The 13,099-nt window shown below is 41.6% G+C and carries 17 protein-coding genes, 16 tRNA genes and 1 pseudogene; 6 read left to right on the top strand and 28 right to left on the bottom strand.

Annotated elements, in window-relative coordinates:
• Positions 1–40: 40 nt before the first annotated feature.
• The 8 genes from AC5JL8_RS23315 to AC5JL8_RS23280 form a co-directional block, all read right to left on the bottom strand.
• The gene (locus AC5JL8_RS23315; RefSeq protein WP_495882050.1) at positions 41–382 is read right to left on the bottom strand and encodes a hypothetical protein; all 342 of its coding nucleotides are present in this window, start codon (positions 380–382) and stop codon (positions 41–43) included.
• Positions 383–388: 6 nt separating this feature from the next.
• Positions 389–835, bottom strand: a complete 447-nt coding sequence (locus AC5JL8_RS23310) for a hypothetical protein (protein ID WP_495882049.1) — start codon at positions 833–835, stop codon at positions 389–391.
• A 91-nt stretch (positions 836–926) separates the two neighbouring features.
• The gene (locus AC5JL8_RS23305; RefSeq protein WP_495882048.1) at positions 927–1,421 is read right to left on the bottom strand and encodes a DUF262 domain-containing protein; all 495 of its coding nucleotides are present in this window, start codon (positions 1,419–1,421) and stop codon (positions 927–929) included.
• A gap of 34 nt (positions 1,422–1,455) precedes the next feature.
• On the bottom strand, positions 1,456–2,721 hold the full coding sequence (locus AC5JL8_RS23300) for an IS701 family transposase (protein WP_495882047.1): 1,266 nt from the start codon (positions 2,719–2,721) through the stop codon (positions 1,456–1,458).
• A gap of 151 nt (positions 2,722–2,872) precedes the next feature.
• Positions 2,873–3,256 carry a hypothetical protein gene (locus tag AC5JL8_RS23295; protein ID WP_495882046.1) on the bottom strand — a complete coding sequence of 128 codons (384 nt, stop codon included), beginning with the start codon at positions 3,254–3,256 and terminating at the stop codon, positions 2,873–2,875.
• Between the two features lie 7 nt (positions 3,257–3,263).
• Complete coding sequence (locus AC5JL8_RS23290; RefSeq protein WP_495882070.1) at positions 3,264–3,554, bottom strand: AcrVA2 family anti-CRISPR protein; 291 nt, start codon at positions 3,552–3,554, stop codon at positions 3,264–3,266.
• A gap of 53 nt (positions 3,555–3,607) precedes the next feature.
• A complete protein-coding gene (locus AC5JL8_RS23285; protein ID WP_495882045.1) occupies positions 3,608–4,114 on the bottom strand; it encodes a hypothetical protein in 507 nt (168 codons plus the stop codon).
• Positions 4,111–5,130, bottom strand: a complete 1,020-nt coding sequence (locus AC5JL8_RS23280; protein WP_495882044.1) for an HNH endonuclease — start codon at positions 5,128–5,130, stop codon at positions 4,111–4,113. Before AC5JL8_RS23280 ends, AC5JL8_RS23285 begins: the two co-directional genes overlap by 4 nt.
• A gap of 159 nt (positions 5,131–5,289) precedes the next feature.
• On the opposite strand from AC5JL8_RS23280, the gene AC5JL8_RS23275 reads away from it, so the two are divergent.
• The 6 genes from AC5JL8_RS23275 (at position 5,290) to AC5JL8_RS23250 (ending at position 8,164) form a co-directional block, all read left to right on the top strand.
• On the top strand, positions 5,290–5,754 hold the full coding sequence (locus AC5JL8_RS23275; protein ID WP_495882043.1) for an HNH endonuclease domain-containing protein: 465 nt from the start codon (positions 5,290–5,292) through the stop codon (positions 5,752–5,754).
• A gap of 33 nt (positions 5,755–5,787) precedes the next feature.
• The gene (locus AC5JL8_RS23270; protein ID WP_495882042.1) at positions 5,788–6,021 is read left to right on the top strand and encodes a hypothetical protein; all 234 of its coding nucleotides are present in this window, start codon (positions 5,788–5,790) and stop codon (positions 6,019–6,021) included.
• On the top strand, positions 6,014–6,274 hold the full coding sequence (locus AC5JL8_RS23265; RefSeq protein ID WP_495882041.1) for a Nif11-like leader peptide family natural product precursor: 261 nt from the start codon (positions 6,014–6,016) through the stop codon (positions 6,272–6,274). The genes AC5JL8_RS23270 and AC5JL8_RS23265 overlap by 8 nt, the downstream gene beginning before the upstream one ends.
• A 10-nt stretch (positions 6,275–6,284) precedes the next feature.
• Positions 6,285–6,653, top strand: coding sequence for a hypothetical protein (locus AC5JL8_RS23260; protein ID WP_495882040.1), 369 nt, complete (start codon positions 6,285–6,287; stop codon positions 6,651–6,653).
• A gap of 192 nt (positions 6,654–6,845) precedes the next feature.
• Positions 6,846–7,589 carry a ParA family protein gene (locus tag AC5JL8_RS23255; protein WP_495882039.1) on the top strand — a complete coding sequence of 248 codons (744 nt, stop codon included), beginning with the start codon at positions 6,846–6,848 and terminating at the stop codon, positions 7,587–7,589.
• 17 nt (positions 7,590–7,606) lie between these two features.
• Positions 7,607–8,164: a hypothetical protein gene (locus AC5JL8_RS23250; RefSeq protein ID WP_495882038.1), complete on the top strand. Its 558-nt coding sequence runs from the start codon at positions 7,607–7,609 to the stop codon at positions 8,162–8,164.
• A 232-nt stretch (positions 8,165–8,396) separates the two neighbouring features.
• Here AC5JL8_RS23250 and AC5JL8_RS23245 read toward each other — a convergent pair.
• The 20 genes and pseudogenes from AC5JL8_RS23245 to AC5JL8_RS23150 form a co-directional block, all read right to left on the bottom strand.
• Positions 8,397–8,470 (bottom strand) — tRNA-His (locus AC5JL8_RS23245).
• 5 nt (positions 8,471–8,475) lie between these two features.
• Positions 8,476–8,549: transfer RNA gene (locus tag AC5JL8_RS23240), tRNA-Ala, on the bottom strand.
• Between the two features lie 6 nt (positions 8,550–8,555).
• A tRNA-Arg gene (locus AC5JL8_RS23235) sits at positions 8,556–8,628 on the bottom strand.
• Positions 8,629–8,717: 89 nt separating this feature from the next.
• A tRNA-Leu gene (locus AC5JL8_RS23230) sits at positions 8,718–8,791 on the bottom strand.
• A 3-nt stretch (positions 8,792–8,794) separates the two neighbouring features.
• Positions 8,795–8,871, bottom strand: a tRNA-Pro gene (locus tag AC5JL8_RS23225).
• Between the two features lie 4 nt (positions 8,872–8,875).
• Positions 8,876–8,948, bottom strand: a tRNA-Leu gene (locus AC5JL8_RS23220).
• A 95-nt stretch (positions 8,949–9,043) separates the two neighbouring features.
• Positions 9,044–9,119: transfer RNA gene (locus tag AC5JL8_RS23215), tRNA-Phe, on the bottom strand.
• A gap of 9 nt (positions 9,120–9,128) precedes the next feature.
• A tRNA-Phe gene (locus AC5JL8_RS23210) sits at positions 9,129–9,202 on the bottom strand.
• Between the two features lie 6 nt (positions 9,203–9,208).
• A tRNA-Arg gene (locus AC5JL8_RS23205) sits at positions 9,209–9,282 on the bottom strand.
• Positions 9,283–9,288: 6 nt separating this feature from the next.
• Positions 9,289–9,377, bottom strand: a tRNA-Arg gene (locus tag AC5JL8_RS23200).
• A 4-nt stretch (positions 9,378–9,381) separates the two neighbouring features.
• Positions 9,382–9,467, bottom strand: a tRNA-Tyr gene (locus AC5JL8_RS23195).
• A 126-nt stretch (positions 9,468–9,593) separates the two neighbouring features.
• Positions 9,594–9,667, bottom strand: a tRNA-Glu gene (locus AC5JL8_RS23190).
• Positions 9,668–9,870: 203 nt separating this feature from the next.
• Positions 9,871–9,945, bottom strand: a tRNA-Ile gene (locus AC5JL8_RS23185).
• Between the two features lie 5 nt (positions 9,946–9,950).
• A tRNA-Ser gene (locus AC5JL8_RS23180) sits at positions 9,951–10,025 on the bottom strand.
• Positions 10,026–10,030: 5 nt separating this feature from the next.
• Positions 10,031–10,107: transfer RNA gene (locus tag AC5JL8_RS23175), tRNA-Glu, on the bottom strand.
• A 3-nt stretch (positions 10,108–10,110) separates the two neighbouring features.
• Positions 10,111–10,186 (bottom strand) — tRNA-Asp (locus tag AC5JL8_RS23170).
• A gap of 200 nt (positions 10,187–10,386) precedes the next feature.
• Entirely contained in the window at positions 10,387–10,923 is a 537-nt protein-coding gene (locus AC5JL8_RS23165; RefSeq protein ID WP_495882037.1) for an HNH endonuclease, read from the bottom strand.
• A gap of 484 nt (positions 10,924–11,407) precedes the next feature.
• Positions 11,408–11,776, bottom strand: coding sequence for a hypothetical protein (locus tag AC5JL8_RS23160; protein ID WP_495882036.1), 369 nt, complete (start codon positions 11,774–11,776; stop codon positions 11,408–11,410).
• A gap of 388 nt (positions 11,777–12,164) precedes the next feature.
• A pseudogene (locus AC5JL8_RS23155) lies at positions 12,165–12,482 on the bottom strand (four helix bundle protein); the annotation flags it as partial.
• Positions 12,483–12,494: 12 nt separating this feature from the next.
• Positions 12,495–12,977, bottom strand: a complete 483-nt coding sequence (locus tag AC5JL8_RS23150; protein WP_495882069.1) for an Lrp/AsnC family transcriptional regulator — start codon at positions 12,975–12,977, stop codon at positions 12,495–12,497.
• Positions 12,978–13,099: the final 122 nt, after the last annotated feature.

Raw genomic sequence — 13,099 nt, 5'->3', positions numbered from 1 at the left:
CAATTAACCATTAATATTGATTTTTATTTAAGTAAAAAATTTAACTTAAATACTGCTTAAATCTCTTAGGTAAATTATCATCTGATAGCCCAGTCCACTGTTTCACTTTTTCCCAAGCTTCAGTAAAAAGTTCTTGACATTGCTCACTATTAGTTTGTTGCCAGAAAATACACGTATTACTTTCACCAATTCTTTTAAAACGTGTTTTAGAAGGCATGGTTTGAGGTAAAGCGTAAGCTGAGATAGTTATTTTATCCTTATATAGTCTTTGTTTTTCTTCAATCGTCCATAGTTCTTCATGTCCAAATATACGCCAGTCTGTTACCTCAAGGAGAACACGATATTCTTTACCTTGAAATGTATGTTTAAAAGTATGAGACATAATAATTTAATTAATAGGTTCGTGTTCACTAAGATATTTTTTAATAATTTGCTCAATTTCTGTTTCCATTACATCCATGTGACCGTCAACATCGGCATACCAACCGTACTGATTGATTGCTTTAATAGCAGCCTGTACTGCCAAAGCCGCAGCTTTATCACGCCTGCCTTCCGGTGATGCTAAGTATGCCTTATATTCTTCTTCTTTTTGTTGCTTACGTTGTGCTGCTTTATCTATGACAGCTTGAGCTTTTTCTACGGTGCATAAATAAGTCGGGTCGCCAAGAGCGCCAATTTCTTTTCCTATTGAAGTGTAGCGAGTACCTGATTTTAAAGTAACTATACCAGTTGGTGATACTTTAGCAATTTCTTCAATTACTGCTTTAGTGCCTCGCTTGTCGTCATAGAAAAATACTCCAATTTTATCCCCTGGGTTTAGTTGTAGTGTGTTCATATTTTTCTATTAGAAACCAAACTCAATCGATGTAGTGACGGATGTACATTGTGGTGTCAATATGTTTTTGTCCTGATGTGATCACCACCCTTTAATTAAGACGATTTGCAACAACCTCTATTAATTTTGCTATTTCTTCAGCACTACTATCCCATTCAGGGATAATAGTTATCAAAGATAGAGAATGGCGATTAAGTTCTGTCTTTACTTTGAGCGGAAGGGTAGCATAGGTGCATCCGTTTAATTCTGTCTTAATTTCTAGTCCGTTTAAAGCTAATTTATTACTGTAAAAATCTACAATTGCTTTCAACCTTTGCTTGCCATCAATAACTTCGTATGTATAATCTAACTTTTTGTAGACGACAATCGGCATGACAGGAAAATTAATAATGAAAGATTCAATTAGTTGGGATTTTTTAACTTCATCCCAATTAACACCAGATTGACTATCATTATTAATCTTCATGTAGTTAGGATTCGACCTAATATTTTCAAATAATGCAGGTAGTTTTATCCTGTCAACTTCTTGAATTACTCGGTTTTGACCAGATTCATATTTGGCATTGAGTTCATCGTCTGTCATCATGATGATTCCTTAGCTAACGGGACTTAAACAAAAATCAAGCCCAAATGTAGCCGAGAGTGGCTTTATAAGAGGCAAACAGGTCACGATTCAGTGTTAACCAATCGAAAAATCGATAAGACATAGCCGTTCTAAAGGCCTCTAAAGCTTCAGTAAAAGTATTCAAAGGAATGCTCGCCCACCTTCGTCTTAATCCCCCAGTTAACTGATGCCAAAGAATAAAAGTATAGGCACAGAAAACTAAGATAAAATGCCGAATTAGACTCCTTTTATCACGGACTTGATATTCTTTTAGTCCTAACCATCCCTTGGCTTCTCGATAGAAAACCTCTACCCAATTTCTATCACCATAAGTATCAACTATCCATTGTGGTGTGACAATTGATGAGGAAATATTGGTGATAAAATAGTCAATATCAGTAGCAAGTGAAAATGTCGCAGCATTCATAACGATAGCAATATTTCGCTTTCCACTTAGACCTGATATTTCTACTTCTTTAGTTACAACCCATAATTTTTTGGGCTTATCTAAGTTAAGTTGAATTTCTGTAAAAGCCTCTTTGGATAAACTCTGCGCTAATTCGTCTATTCTAATTGTTTGTGGAAGATTCTCTTTTTCCTTGACTGTGACTTTGCGATTCTTAGCGAATCCACCTAAATACTTCAATCCCCGCTTTTCTAATTTTAATAAGAAGGATGTGTTGTTGCCATATCCAGCATCTACAATGACTATTCCTGGTTGATAACCACGATTTAAAGTCTGGTCTATTAATTTAATTGCTAATTCTGGTTTCTTCTCAAACTCTGCGTCTTGTTTTCCTTCGGCTAAAGAATCTGCGTGCTGATATAACTCTATATCTAATGGTAAGCTTTTTCGTCCATCATATAGATGCGTTGTTACCACTACTATTCCATTATCTGTTTTACCTATTTCTCCTATATATTGCCTCCCCACTCCATCCGTAAAATTTCCACTTTTCCTATGCCCAGAATCATCAATTATGAGGCTAAAGCCTCTACTGATTCTCGTCTGACTACACTTGTTCATAATTTCTAACCGACGCTCATTCACCCGATCGCTACACCAGGGTGCTTCGGTTAAAAAGTGGTGTAATCGGTGGTAAGTAACCTCTACAGCATTAGAAGCCATTTGAAACAGGTTCTTTCTCTCACTTTCACCTAATAATCCCCCTAAATAGTGTCTAAATTCTCTTTTTTGGGCTTTATGACTAAACACATCATCAAATCTTTGACACCATCTTTCAAAGCACGGGGGCATGGCTGCGGTAGTGGTTTCTTTCATGAGCTTCTTTCAATGTGAAAGCTATGCTAATTAAGCATTATATCCTTTTTCGTCTTTCAGTTTTGTTTAAGCCCCGCTAACAAAATTGTATCCATAGCAACGCCGGTTAAGTTGAAAGACCCAGCCGCCGTTCATGAAACTTAGGATGCAATTATTCATTTTCCAAAAGCTTATAAATATATTCAGGTTCTAGCCCTCTACGATTTCTAACGGGTGATTTCTTAAGTTGAATTTTTTCAACTGTACGTTTTTTAGTCAGTTGATTTAGCAATGAACTAATTGAGTTAGGATTCATACCTGTATTTGATGCAATCTCAGCACGAGTAGCACTACCACCTAGTTTTCTAATAGTTCTAATAATCTTCTCTTGACTTCCAGGTTCATATTGTTTATCTTGATTTATTTCTATCCCAATAGTTGCTAAAACTTTATTAGTTAATTGCTCTTTGATATCATCATCAATCGACAAATTTTCAATCTCACTTAATGTTTGGACTGCTAAATGAAGTGCTTGTATCGTTTCTAAAGATTCCATCTGCTGATTATAATTCTTTTCCACCCATTACTAGAACTGGCTCAATCCAAACTAGCTTTCGTTGCTGCCTGCCTTGTCCATAAGGTTGATTACGTAAGAAGCCTCTGCGCCAATGGATGCTCTTAGTACCATGTGAACCACTACTACCTTCATTGCTTTGCGTCTCTTCACGTTTGAGTATATATCTTTGTCCGAGCCAAAGTGGTTGATAAAAATCTTGCGCTTGGGACTTCCCAAATCCTTTATTAACCCTAATTACCTCGCTTGTTTTATCTACAAGTTCGGGGCGGACTTCCATTAACAAAATTAATCGCAGGAAAATTGAGTGCAAGTATTCATTAAATCCTGCAACTACTTTAGGGTCAATATCTTCAGAGCCGGTATAGGTAAGTTTTTGTGCATCAAATTTAAATCGGCGACAAAAGAAACTAGACCCATCGGTTGCTGTCCAATAAAGAATATCAGCTTCACTATCGTAATGCCAAAAAATAGCATTGAACTCTTATTTTCAGGAGAAAGAATTACACCTTTAGGTAACATAAACATTCCCGTTTTCATTGCCCAGTTTAAACTGTCAATTTCAACGGTTAAAACAGATTGCATGAGTGCTTCGAGTAAATCTTTGTTCACCCAATATGCTGGACATTTAGCTTGACCGACTTTAAATAAGGTATATACGGTGATATACATCGATTCTGCGGGATTAGTTCTTAATCCGCGCTGTAGCTTTTCTTCTTCCGCTGAGTAGTAAATATCAGCAACAACACCGCACATTTTCTCATAGCTCTCGTAACCGTCTACATGAATAACGGGACGAATAACAATTTCTTTATACCAACCTTTGGGTTTTTTACTCATGCAGCACGCCTTAAAAATTCCTCTCGATGCCATTTTAGAGAATCTTGTCTTGGATAATACTGCACTTGGGCGGGTAAGATGATGCGATCTCCGTTAAACTCGCGCATCGGTTTAGCATTGGGTGAATCTTCCCGCAACTTGTCAGCAACAATAATGGTGTAATCATCATCAATGGTGAACCAAAAGCGGTCAAATGCCCAATGATGATTTTTACAGAATGAAACCCCGTTATCGATGCGGTCGTCATAGAACTGGGAGAATGGTTTGATGTGCGACCCGTCTACAATGTTCTGTCCGAGTGAGTCGAGTATCTGCAACCCGCAGAATGCACAACGCCAGTTATAAGTTGAAACTACAATTTTGCGAAAAGCTGCATCCCTGACAATTGTTGTCTGTTCATCCTCCAGTTCCTCTGGTTGGTAGACTTTGCCGCCGGAGCGTTGCAGCTGCTCCTGTAATTCAGCAAAAGCATTGACCTGAAGTAACTGTTCAATCTCTTGGGTTTGCTCCTTAAACCAAGAGTCAATTAGAACGTGGGTCAAAATACTTCGTTCCTCTGAGTTTTGCAGAATCTCAAACAGTTCCTCATCCAAGTAGGCATACTCTACAGTTTGGCTGATAGTACTGACTGTCCTGATCTTGACCTTGGCTGCAATCAGTGATTCAAATCCTGGTTTCATTCGGTAATGCCAAAATCCATCACTGGTGAGGTGAAAAAACGGCATTCCAATATCCGGTTTGCGTACTGGTTCTAAGTGGCTCCACAGTTTGAGAAAGGTGGCTATCAGTTCAGCCGACAGGGGAATTTGGTTGAGCCTAATTTGCCCTTGGCTGATCATCTCGATAATTGACAGCAGCAAAATGGGTTTATTCGGTGCAACCCCACTGGAACGGGATACCCTGAGATTGGCAAACTTATTGACGTAGTAGGCGAGATTTTTGATCATTACAACTATGAAACAATACAGATGTACACCTAATTCACATAACTGTATAGGTCGTTTGCCATCTGCCACAAATTCTTACTGATTTACTCAACTAGAGCTAGAGCAATTTTATCGTTTAAAATAACCGCTTTAGCAGTAGTTATTGGTGTATAAGGCATTACATCTTTGCAATAAAACAGTGGGTGGCCGGGATGCAAGTTATATGTCACCTGTTGGTAGCCTCTATCAATGAGCGATCGCAGGCGGCGGGTAGATGTTACCTCATGCCGTGATGCCCTCAACGGCTACCAAAAAGGTAAATGCTTCTACTCATTTGCAGATATTTCAATTGAGCCAGGGTCAGAGAATTTGGCAGATGTAGACCACTTTTTTCCGCATTCTTTGAACAAATGTATAAAAAATATAGATGGTGTGTGGAACTTGGTTTTAGCATCGCAAGAATGCAACCGGGGCGAAGGAGGAAAATTTGATAGGCTCCCTAACACCAAATATTTGGATCGCCTGCACAAGCGTAACGAATTTTTAATTACCAGCCACCACCCGCTACGTGAAACACTTATTCAACAAACAGGCAACACGGAACAAAAACGACGATATTTTTTGCAGTCCATGTACAATACAGCACAAAGACTTTTAGGAAGCGGACGTAATGATGGTTGGAAAGCAGGGTTTGAATACCCAGCAACGTTTTAAAATAGCAGGTGCAAAGTCAAGTTTCTAAAAAATATGCGCGAATATCGATGTACACGTAACGCATTATACTCACACGACTCCACTGGTAAAAATGACCTAAGAGAACGCCAGGGGCATTATATCTGGGCAATCAACGAAGAAGCTGCATGGCAGGAAATGGCACGGCGGTATCCAGATGAAACCGAAGCGGGGTTTACTGTGCAGGAGTGGGAAAGTTTCAATGTCACTGTAGTAGAGATTCGGCAAGAGGAGTCCGAAAATGAATGAGTCATTAAATGCCGCTCAAAGCGAACTACAAGTTATGGACTTTTTTGCAGCAGCTCTCCAAGATAAAGTGTTGTTAGGTCGACTGATGGAAGCAATGGGTGCAAAAGATAAAGCTGCAATCATGGCTATGGCTGCCGAGTGTGGCTATAACTTTTCTCAAGAATCATTGCACCAGGGTTTAACAAAGGTATTCCATTTGATTACGCCAATCATGCAAGAGCAAAACTTAGCCGTGTCCGAAGAAATTGATTAAGGAGTATGAGGTGATACTAAGGGAAAAAATTCAGCAACTCCTTGACCCCTATGATTCTTCTCAAACAGAGTGCGATGGTATGACTCGCATCTGCCACACTGTACTAACTAATCATGGCATTGAGCATCAACCGATGATTGGGGTTTTGACTCTGCAAAATCAAGAAATTGAGCCGCATTTTTGGATTGATTTACCATCAGGTGAGCGCATCGATTATCGAGCTAAGATGTGGCTTGTGGGAGAGTGTATCCCTCATGGAGTTTTCACCCCTCAAGATTTTCCAGATGTCATCTACACTGGTGAACCAATAGAGTTAGATATATTGTCACCAACACTATTTGAAATCCTTACGCTTAAGTTTGATTGGCAAAAGTTCTAGCAAGAACAAGCCTTGAACAATAATGTACTCTTCTACATCCAGCATACAGGGCAGGAGTATAACTTTCTAACTTGTCAACAAGTTGGCTGGTTGGCAACCCAACTTGTTAACAATTCGGCTGGTTATCAACCTAACTTGCCATATTCATGACTTGCCAGTAATCTCGTAAGCAAAATGCTTGGTTAAAATTCAATGATTATCGCATTGGCAAACCAGAAAGGAGGGGTCGCCAAAACTACCTCTACTATCTCTTTAGGAGGACTGCTGGCTGAACAAGATACTGTCTTGGCTGTTGACCTTGACCCTCAAGGTAATCTCACTACAGGGCTGGGAGTAGAAGTGGCTGATGACCAGATTAGCTGCTACGACGTTATTACAGAAAAAGCAGAAGTCATCGATGGAGTAGTTTCTACTAAATTTGGACTCAGCTTATTGCCTGCTGACATCAACTTAGCTAAGGGAGAAACCGAAATGCTTATGAAGGTAGGTAACTTCTCCATCCTTAAAGAGCGACTGACTCCTGTACTTAAGCAATTCCATCACATCTTAATTGACTGTCCACCTTCTTTGGGATTGTTAACGGTTAATGCCTTGGCAGCTGCGGATGCAGTTCTTATTCCAGTGCAGTGTCAATTTTTTGCTTTAAAAGGGCTGGCTGCATTGTTAGAAACAGTTGCAAGTGTCCAGAAACGTCTTAATCCCCAGTTACAAATACTGGGAGTATTGCCAACAATGGCTGAAAATACGGTTATGACTCAAGATGTCTTAGCCTCCTTAAATAAGAGACTACAAAACATTCGGATATTTGAACCCGTTCCGAAGTCAATCAAGTTTTCTGAGTCAAATCTGGCTGGCGAACCTATCCACATCTATGCTAAAGACCCCAAACTGGTGCAGCCTTACCAGTTAATCGCTAATTTAATTGCTGCAATCTAATTAAGGTGAAAAGACAGATGACAAAACGACGCGCCAGATTAAATGACGATAATGATCCGTTGTCTTCGACCGATAAAGTTTTAGCTGGGTTTGAGCAAATTAGCAAGTCAACAAGTCAGCAAGATAAATTGCCAACCAGTAAGGAAGCTGACAAGTTAACCAGTCAACCAGATAAACCATCAACCAGTGGTAAATCCAACAAGTCAACAAGCCTGCAAGATGAACTGTCAACCAGTAAGGAAGCTAACAAGTCAACCAGTCAACAATCTGACAAGTCAGCAAGTCTGCAAGATGAACTGTCAACCAGTAAGGAAGCTAACAAGTCAACCAGTCAACAAGTTAATATAGAAAAAGTTTCATTGCGTAAATCTACGTTTCAAATCAGTGAAGATGTACTGCATCAGCTAGACAAACTGCACCTTACACTCCAGTTAGAGCTAGGAAAAGCTCATGCTCCTTATAAAGAAGTGATTGTAGAAGAAGCTATAGTACAACTTTTAGAGTCGTTTAACTCCTCGCGTACCTCTTTGATAGATGTATTGATGTCAAGACAGAAAAGCCGGGACAAACTTTAAAAGATAAGTTTGCGAGCGCCTGTTTTCATATTTTAGATTGCACAGGCGCTCAGTTCTTAAACAAATCCACTCTTAGAGGTACTGCCCCTCCTTTCACTGTGTTATCAGCACAGTGCCTCACTTTTCGGCTTCAGGTGGAAGGCGGAAGATGGAGGAATCGAACCCCTGGGTCTGCGCCCACCCCGGTTTTCAAGACCGGTTGCCGACCATTTAGCGGCATCTTCCTTAAAGGGGTGTCTGACGGGACTCGAACCCGTTATGACTGGTTCCACAAACCAGCGTCTCGACCACTTTGACTTCAGACACCACAGTGGAATCAAGGGGATTTGAACCCCTAACCTTCCGCTTGCAAGGCGGACGCTCTAGCCAGTTGAGCTATGACCCCATACAGCAGGAGTGGTAGGATTTGAACCTACATCGGTCGATTTAGAAGATCGATGCCTTATCCATTAAGCGACACTCCCATAAATTGGTAGCCCTGGCAGGAATTGAACCTGCAAAAATTCCGTCCCTCAAACGGAAGCGTTTACCAATTTCGCCACGGGAGTATCAGTACCCTTGGTGGGAGTCGAACCCACAAAATCTGGTTTCTAAGACCAGCACGTTTGCCAGTTTCGTCACAAGGGCAAATGGTCGGGATGGTAGGATTTGAACCTACGGCTCCTTGTCCCCAAAACAAGGCTTCTAGACCACTGAATTACATCCCGATATTGGTACTCAGGCGTGGGATTTGAACCCACACACAGACTGTTTTTGAGACAGCCGCCTCTTCCAATTGGGCTACAGGAGTATATATAGGCTCTTAAGGAAGGAATTGAACCCTCAAACTTCGCATCTCTTCGTGCGACGGCTTTGCCTGTTTGCCTACTTCCCAATAAATGGCTGCCCCAGTAGGACTCGAACCTACAACCCCCGCGCCCTTCAGCGCGTCGCTCTGCCATTGAGCTATGGGGCAATGTGCCAGTCCCCCAGATCCGGATTGAACGGATGACCTCCTGTTCTTCAGACAGGCGCTACTACCAACTGAGCTACCAGGGGATAAGGCGAGAACGGAGGGACTTGAACCCCCAACCTGAAGGTTCGTAATCTGAGATGTTATCCAGTTACACCACGTTCTCACGCAGCGGAGAGAGAGGGAGTTGAACCCACAGTGAGATGATAAATCTCACGACTGTGAGCGCAAACAGCTTGTCCTGCCAATAGCAATCTCTCCATAATGGGCCGGGTAGGATTTGAACCTACGAAGCACATAGGCATCCGTTTTACAGACGGCTTTCCTTCAACCGGACTTGGATACCGACCCAAATCAACGTTCACTTTGTAGAAATACATCCACAAGAGATGGAGTGAAGGGGAATCGAACCCCTATCCAGCAAGCGTCCGTTTGTTGGTTTCGTTGCTGTCGATCACCATTCGTCACCCCATGAGGCAGTGCAGACGGGACTTGAACCCGCTAATTACACGCTTGAAAGACGTGCCGCTCGGCCACTTCGCTTCTGCACCATGTATGCCGTGTAAGTTGAAAAAGCTGTTGATTCACACACAGGAATTGAACCTGCTCACGACTGTTTTAGAGACAGTTGCCTTACCATTAGGCGAGTATGTAAGCTTTTTCGATTAGGACACGGCAACGCCAAAGACTTGGATTTGAACCCTGACCAAAGGTTTTGGAGACCCTGATGCTGCCATTACACCATCTGTGCATTTGGTCGCAGCGATGGGAGTTGAATCCATATACTCTCGGTTATGAGCCGAGTACCTTGCCGTTAGGTGACGCTGCAACGTCTGGAGTCCAGGGCGAGAATTGAACTCGCACAGTCGGTGCAAGCAGACCAATACCCTACCATTAGGCGACCTGGACACATTTGGAAGCCTCGACGGGAGTTGCACCCGCTCCTCCGTGCTTGAGAGGCACAGCGACTTATCTATTTGTCCACAAGGCTACACGGGGATGATGGGATTTGAACCCACGATCTTTCGCTCGACAGGCGACTGCTTTAAACCGGACTAAGCTACACCCCCACGTTGGGTGGCAATTATTCAGTTTTCATGGTTCTGAGGTGTTTGCTCTATGCCTTGTTGAGAGGCTGTAGTGCTTTACTACATATACACTACATAATGTATTACAAGGTGTCAAGGGCATACTAAAAAATTTTTTTGAGAAGTGAGAGGACATTGTGATGTAATCGCGGTATTGCCCTCTCTGGCTAGGATTGAGTAAATTACTCAGCTTCATTCAGGCGTTGTGTGTTCCAAAATTGTTCGGCAAATGCAACTGCTGGATGAATCGGTGCTTTGGGCTTGGTTTTCAGTATCATTCCCGCTTCATGTGGCAGGCGATCTCTCTTGGTTGAGTTGCATTTTTCGCACGCTGTTACAACGTTGTCCCAACTGTGTTGTCCGCCTTTGGATCTGGGAATTACATGGTCAAGCGTTAGATGCTTAGTACTACCGCAGTATTGGCAGGTGTGGTTGTCTCGTCTCAACACTTCACGACGGTTTACAGGCGGGACTTTCCAGTGCCGTTCGGGATTGCCAACAGTCAAGCGGATGTGTGATGGTACTTGTAGTACAACGCTGGGAGAGCGAATTTCCCAAGGCTTGGTGCTGCTCAAATCCAACGATTCTGCCTGACCCGTGACTAATAGTACAACAGCGCGTTTAATATTGATGCGTGCCAGTGGTAGGTAGTTCTTGGAGAACACTACTACTGAATTTTGTAATATTTGTGATTGCTGAAAAGGTGGTTGAGCTTCCATAAGTTGATTTACTCCTCAAAAAATAACCCCCGCCTCTGGTCATCAGGTGCGGGGGTCTCTTCGTTGATACTTTTTGCCCTATGTCGGTGCTAGACAACACTTGCACCTCCCGCTCTGGATAAGCTGATCTGGATTTAGCCATCTGGAAATCGCTTTCTGCACGCCAGTGTTTACAGATTTACCGCCCTTCACCTGATATGTTCTGACCTCAAATGCAAATAGCGCGATTACTCTGCCTAAACCCCAGCTGGGTCGGCAATGTATCGCGCTACTTAACATTGAGGAAAATCTGCGGCTCATTGAATGCTTGTAGTATTTGTAATCGACAATAGTTTAATAATACATTTGTAGTATCTATTTGTCCACTGCACAGCCACTGTGTTACTTATAAGCTGCAATTATTAAATTTTTAAGCAAACTTTTAGTTACATTTTTTTTACAATCCGTTACAAGTTCTCGTTACCGCTACTAAGTTTTGAAATTTTTATTTCAGTCCATAATAACTTAAAGCTCGTTTTGTCCAATTGTAAAAGCCATTGATGTAGCGTACTTGCGTCAGCAAGGGGCAGAAGTATACTGATTGGGTTTCAAGCCAACGCTTATAGTAATCAATCCAATCTAAATATTGCAACCACACTGGATAGTTAATTTCTGAGATTTGATATCGCTTTCTACTTAACCTGGAAGGAAACTTGCGTCCTTTTTCAACCGCAGCACAAACTAACCAGTAGTTGAGGTAAACAAATTTTTCCGCACTATCTATATTGGGAAACAGCCACATGCAGTGATAATGCTTGCCTGACCCATCTATTACTTCCAGAGAATAATGAAAAGGTTCGCATACGATTGGCATTGGCACTAAGTCGATGTGATAGAGCCAGTGTCCACAGACTTTTGTAATCGGACAGTCCACTGTTTTTAAAACTTACGGCAATTAATTCACAATCTACCATTGCAGTAGGTGATCGTCGCCCAAGAGCAGATGCTAAAAATGCTTTCAAAAACCACCAAGTAAGAAACGTCTTAACTTAATTTCTTACTTTATTTGCCACAAGCAAGTCACATCAATGGTTATGAGAGCCATTACTTCGCACGATTCTTGCGCCGTTGAAGCTCTTGGATCTGGGGAAGCTCTTGAGGCTCTTGGAGAAAGAAGTTTTCAAATATACTTAATACATTGAGCATTTTTCTCCCATAATTATGCGATAAAGCAGAAGTTGTAGAGGTAACGCATAGTCAACTTAATGTTGCATCAGCCAAGGTGATGGATTATTTATCATACTTACAAAACCTGCCAAAACTTGGTTGTAAGTCCCATAAATTTCTCTACCTTTCTCAACATCAATGTAATTACATTTAACTGCAAATTTAATCCATGTCTGAGTTTCTGCTGCTTCTGCTTCGCAGTCGTTAAGTTTGGCTACAAATGCCGCTTCATATCGTCTCTTTCTCCAAGCCTCTGCAAAATTTGCACATACAGAGCGCGGCGAGCGGCGGATTTGATCGGTTAATGAATACCGTTCTTCAACTGGAAATTTTTTTGATAATTCAAAAAACTGTGGGCGATCGCATTAGTCTGTTTGAGGTGCTTTTGGGAAGATTGCATCGCTGATGGTGCGTTCAGCAATTGGAACTGAAAGCACAATGGAAGTTGTGACTGTCGCGTAAGGGATAAAGCGATCAACGACTTGCTCCAGGTGACTGACAGATGTAACAGCCACCTCAACTAAATAATGGTCATTACCCGCCACTCGATAGCAAGATAGGACTTCAGGACATTCATGCAGCAGCGATCGCATCCTGTAGCATCCCTCTCCAAATGCTTTGATTGTGATGAAAGCTGTGATGGTTAACCCTAGCTTGTCTAAATTCAGCTTGGCTTGATACCCAGTAATTATCCCTGATTCTTCGAGTCGGCGGACTCGTTCTGCGACTGCTGGTGCGGATAATCCCACTCGTTTCCCCAATTCTTTGAAAGGAATGCGGGCATCTTCTTGCAGGATCGTGAGAATCTGCCAACTTGTTTCATCTAGTAGCTTTTGAGCATTATACATCACTTGATTAAATAAATAAGGTCTGGATTGTAAAATTCCTTTTTATTTTAAGCGTTAGAGCATTTATTAATTACTTTATATATGTATTTTGGCAAATTTAATTTACATAATTAGATGTATTA

The organism is Mojavia sp. (genome assembly GCF_059505145.1).
This window is presented reverse-complemented; position numbering and strand designations above follow the sequence as displayed.

Coding starts and splice junctions, on each gene's coding strand:
- AC5JL8_RS23255 (WP_495882039.1), top strand. CDS start 6,846: ATGATTATCGCATTGGCAAACCAGAAAGGAGGGGTCGCCAAAACTACC.
- AC5JL8_RS23165 (WP_495882037.1), bottom strand. CDS start 10,923: ATGGAAGCTCAACCACCTTTTCAGCAATCACAAATATTACAAAATTCA.
- AC5JL8_RS23290 (WP_495882070.1), bottom strand. CDS start 3,554: ATGGAAGTCCGCCCCGAACTTGTAGATAAAACAAGCGAGGTAATTAGG.
- AC5JL8_RS23160 (WP_495882036.1), bottom strand. CDS start 11,776: ATGCCAATCGTATGCGAACCTTTTCATTATTCTCTGGAAGTAATAGAT.
- AC5JL8_RS23265 (WP_495882041.1), top strand. CDS start 6,014: ATGAATGAGTCATTAAATGCCGCTCAAAGCGAACTACAAGTTATGGAC.
- AC5JL8_RS23270 (WP_495882042.1), top strand. CDS start 5,788: ATGCGCGAATATCGATGTACACGTAACGCATTATACTCACACGACTCC.
- AC5JL8_RS23250 (WP_495882038.1), top strand. CDS start 7,607: ATGACAAAACGACGCGCCAGATTAAATGACGATAATGATCCGTTGTCT.
- AC5JL8_RS23310 (WP_495882049.1), bottom strand. CDS start 835: ATGAACACACTACAACTAAACCCAGGGGATAAAATTGGAGTATTTTTC.
- AC5JL8_RS23305 (WP_495882048.1), bottom strand. CDS start 1,421: ATGATGACAGACGATGAACTCAATGCCAAATATGAATCTGGTCAAAAC.
- AC5JL8_RS23285 (WP_495882045.1), bottom strand. CDS start 4,114: ATGAGTAAAAAACCCAAAGGTTGGTATAAAGAAATTGTTATTCGTCCC.
- AC5JL8_RS23315 (WP_495882050.1), bottom strand. CDS start 382: ATGTCTCATACTTTTAAACATACATTTCAAGGTAAAGAATATCGTGTT.
- AC5JL8_RS23295 (WP_495882046.1), bottom strand. CDS start 3,256: ATGGAATCTTTAGAAACGATACAAGCACTTCATTTAGCAGTCCAAACA.
- AC5JL8_RS23150 (WP_495882069.1), bottom strand. CDS start 12,977: ATGTATAATGCTCAAAAGCTACTAGATGAAACAAGTTGGCAGATTCTC.
- AC5JL8_RS23275 (WP_495882043.1), top strand. CDS start 5,290: ATGAGCGATCGCAGGCGGCGGGTAGATGTTACCTCATGCCGTGATGCC.
- AC5JL8_RS23300 (WP_495882047.1), bottom strand. CDS start 2,721: ATGAAAGAAACCACTACCGCAGCCATGCCCCCGTGCTTTGAAAGATGG.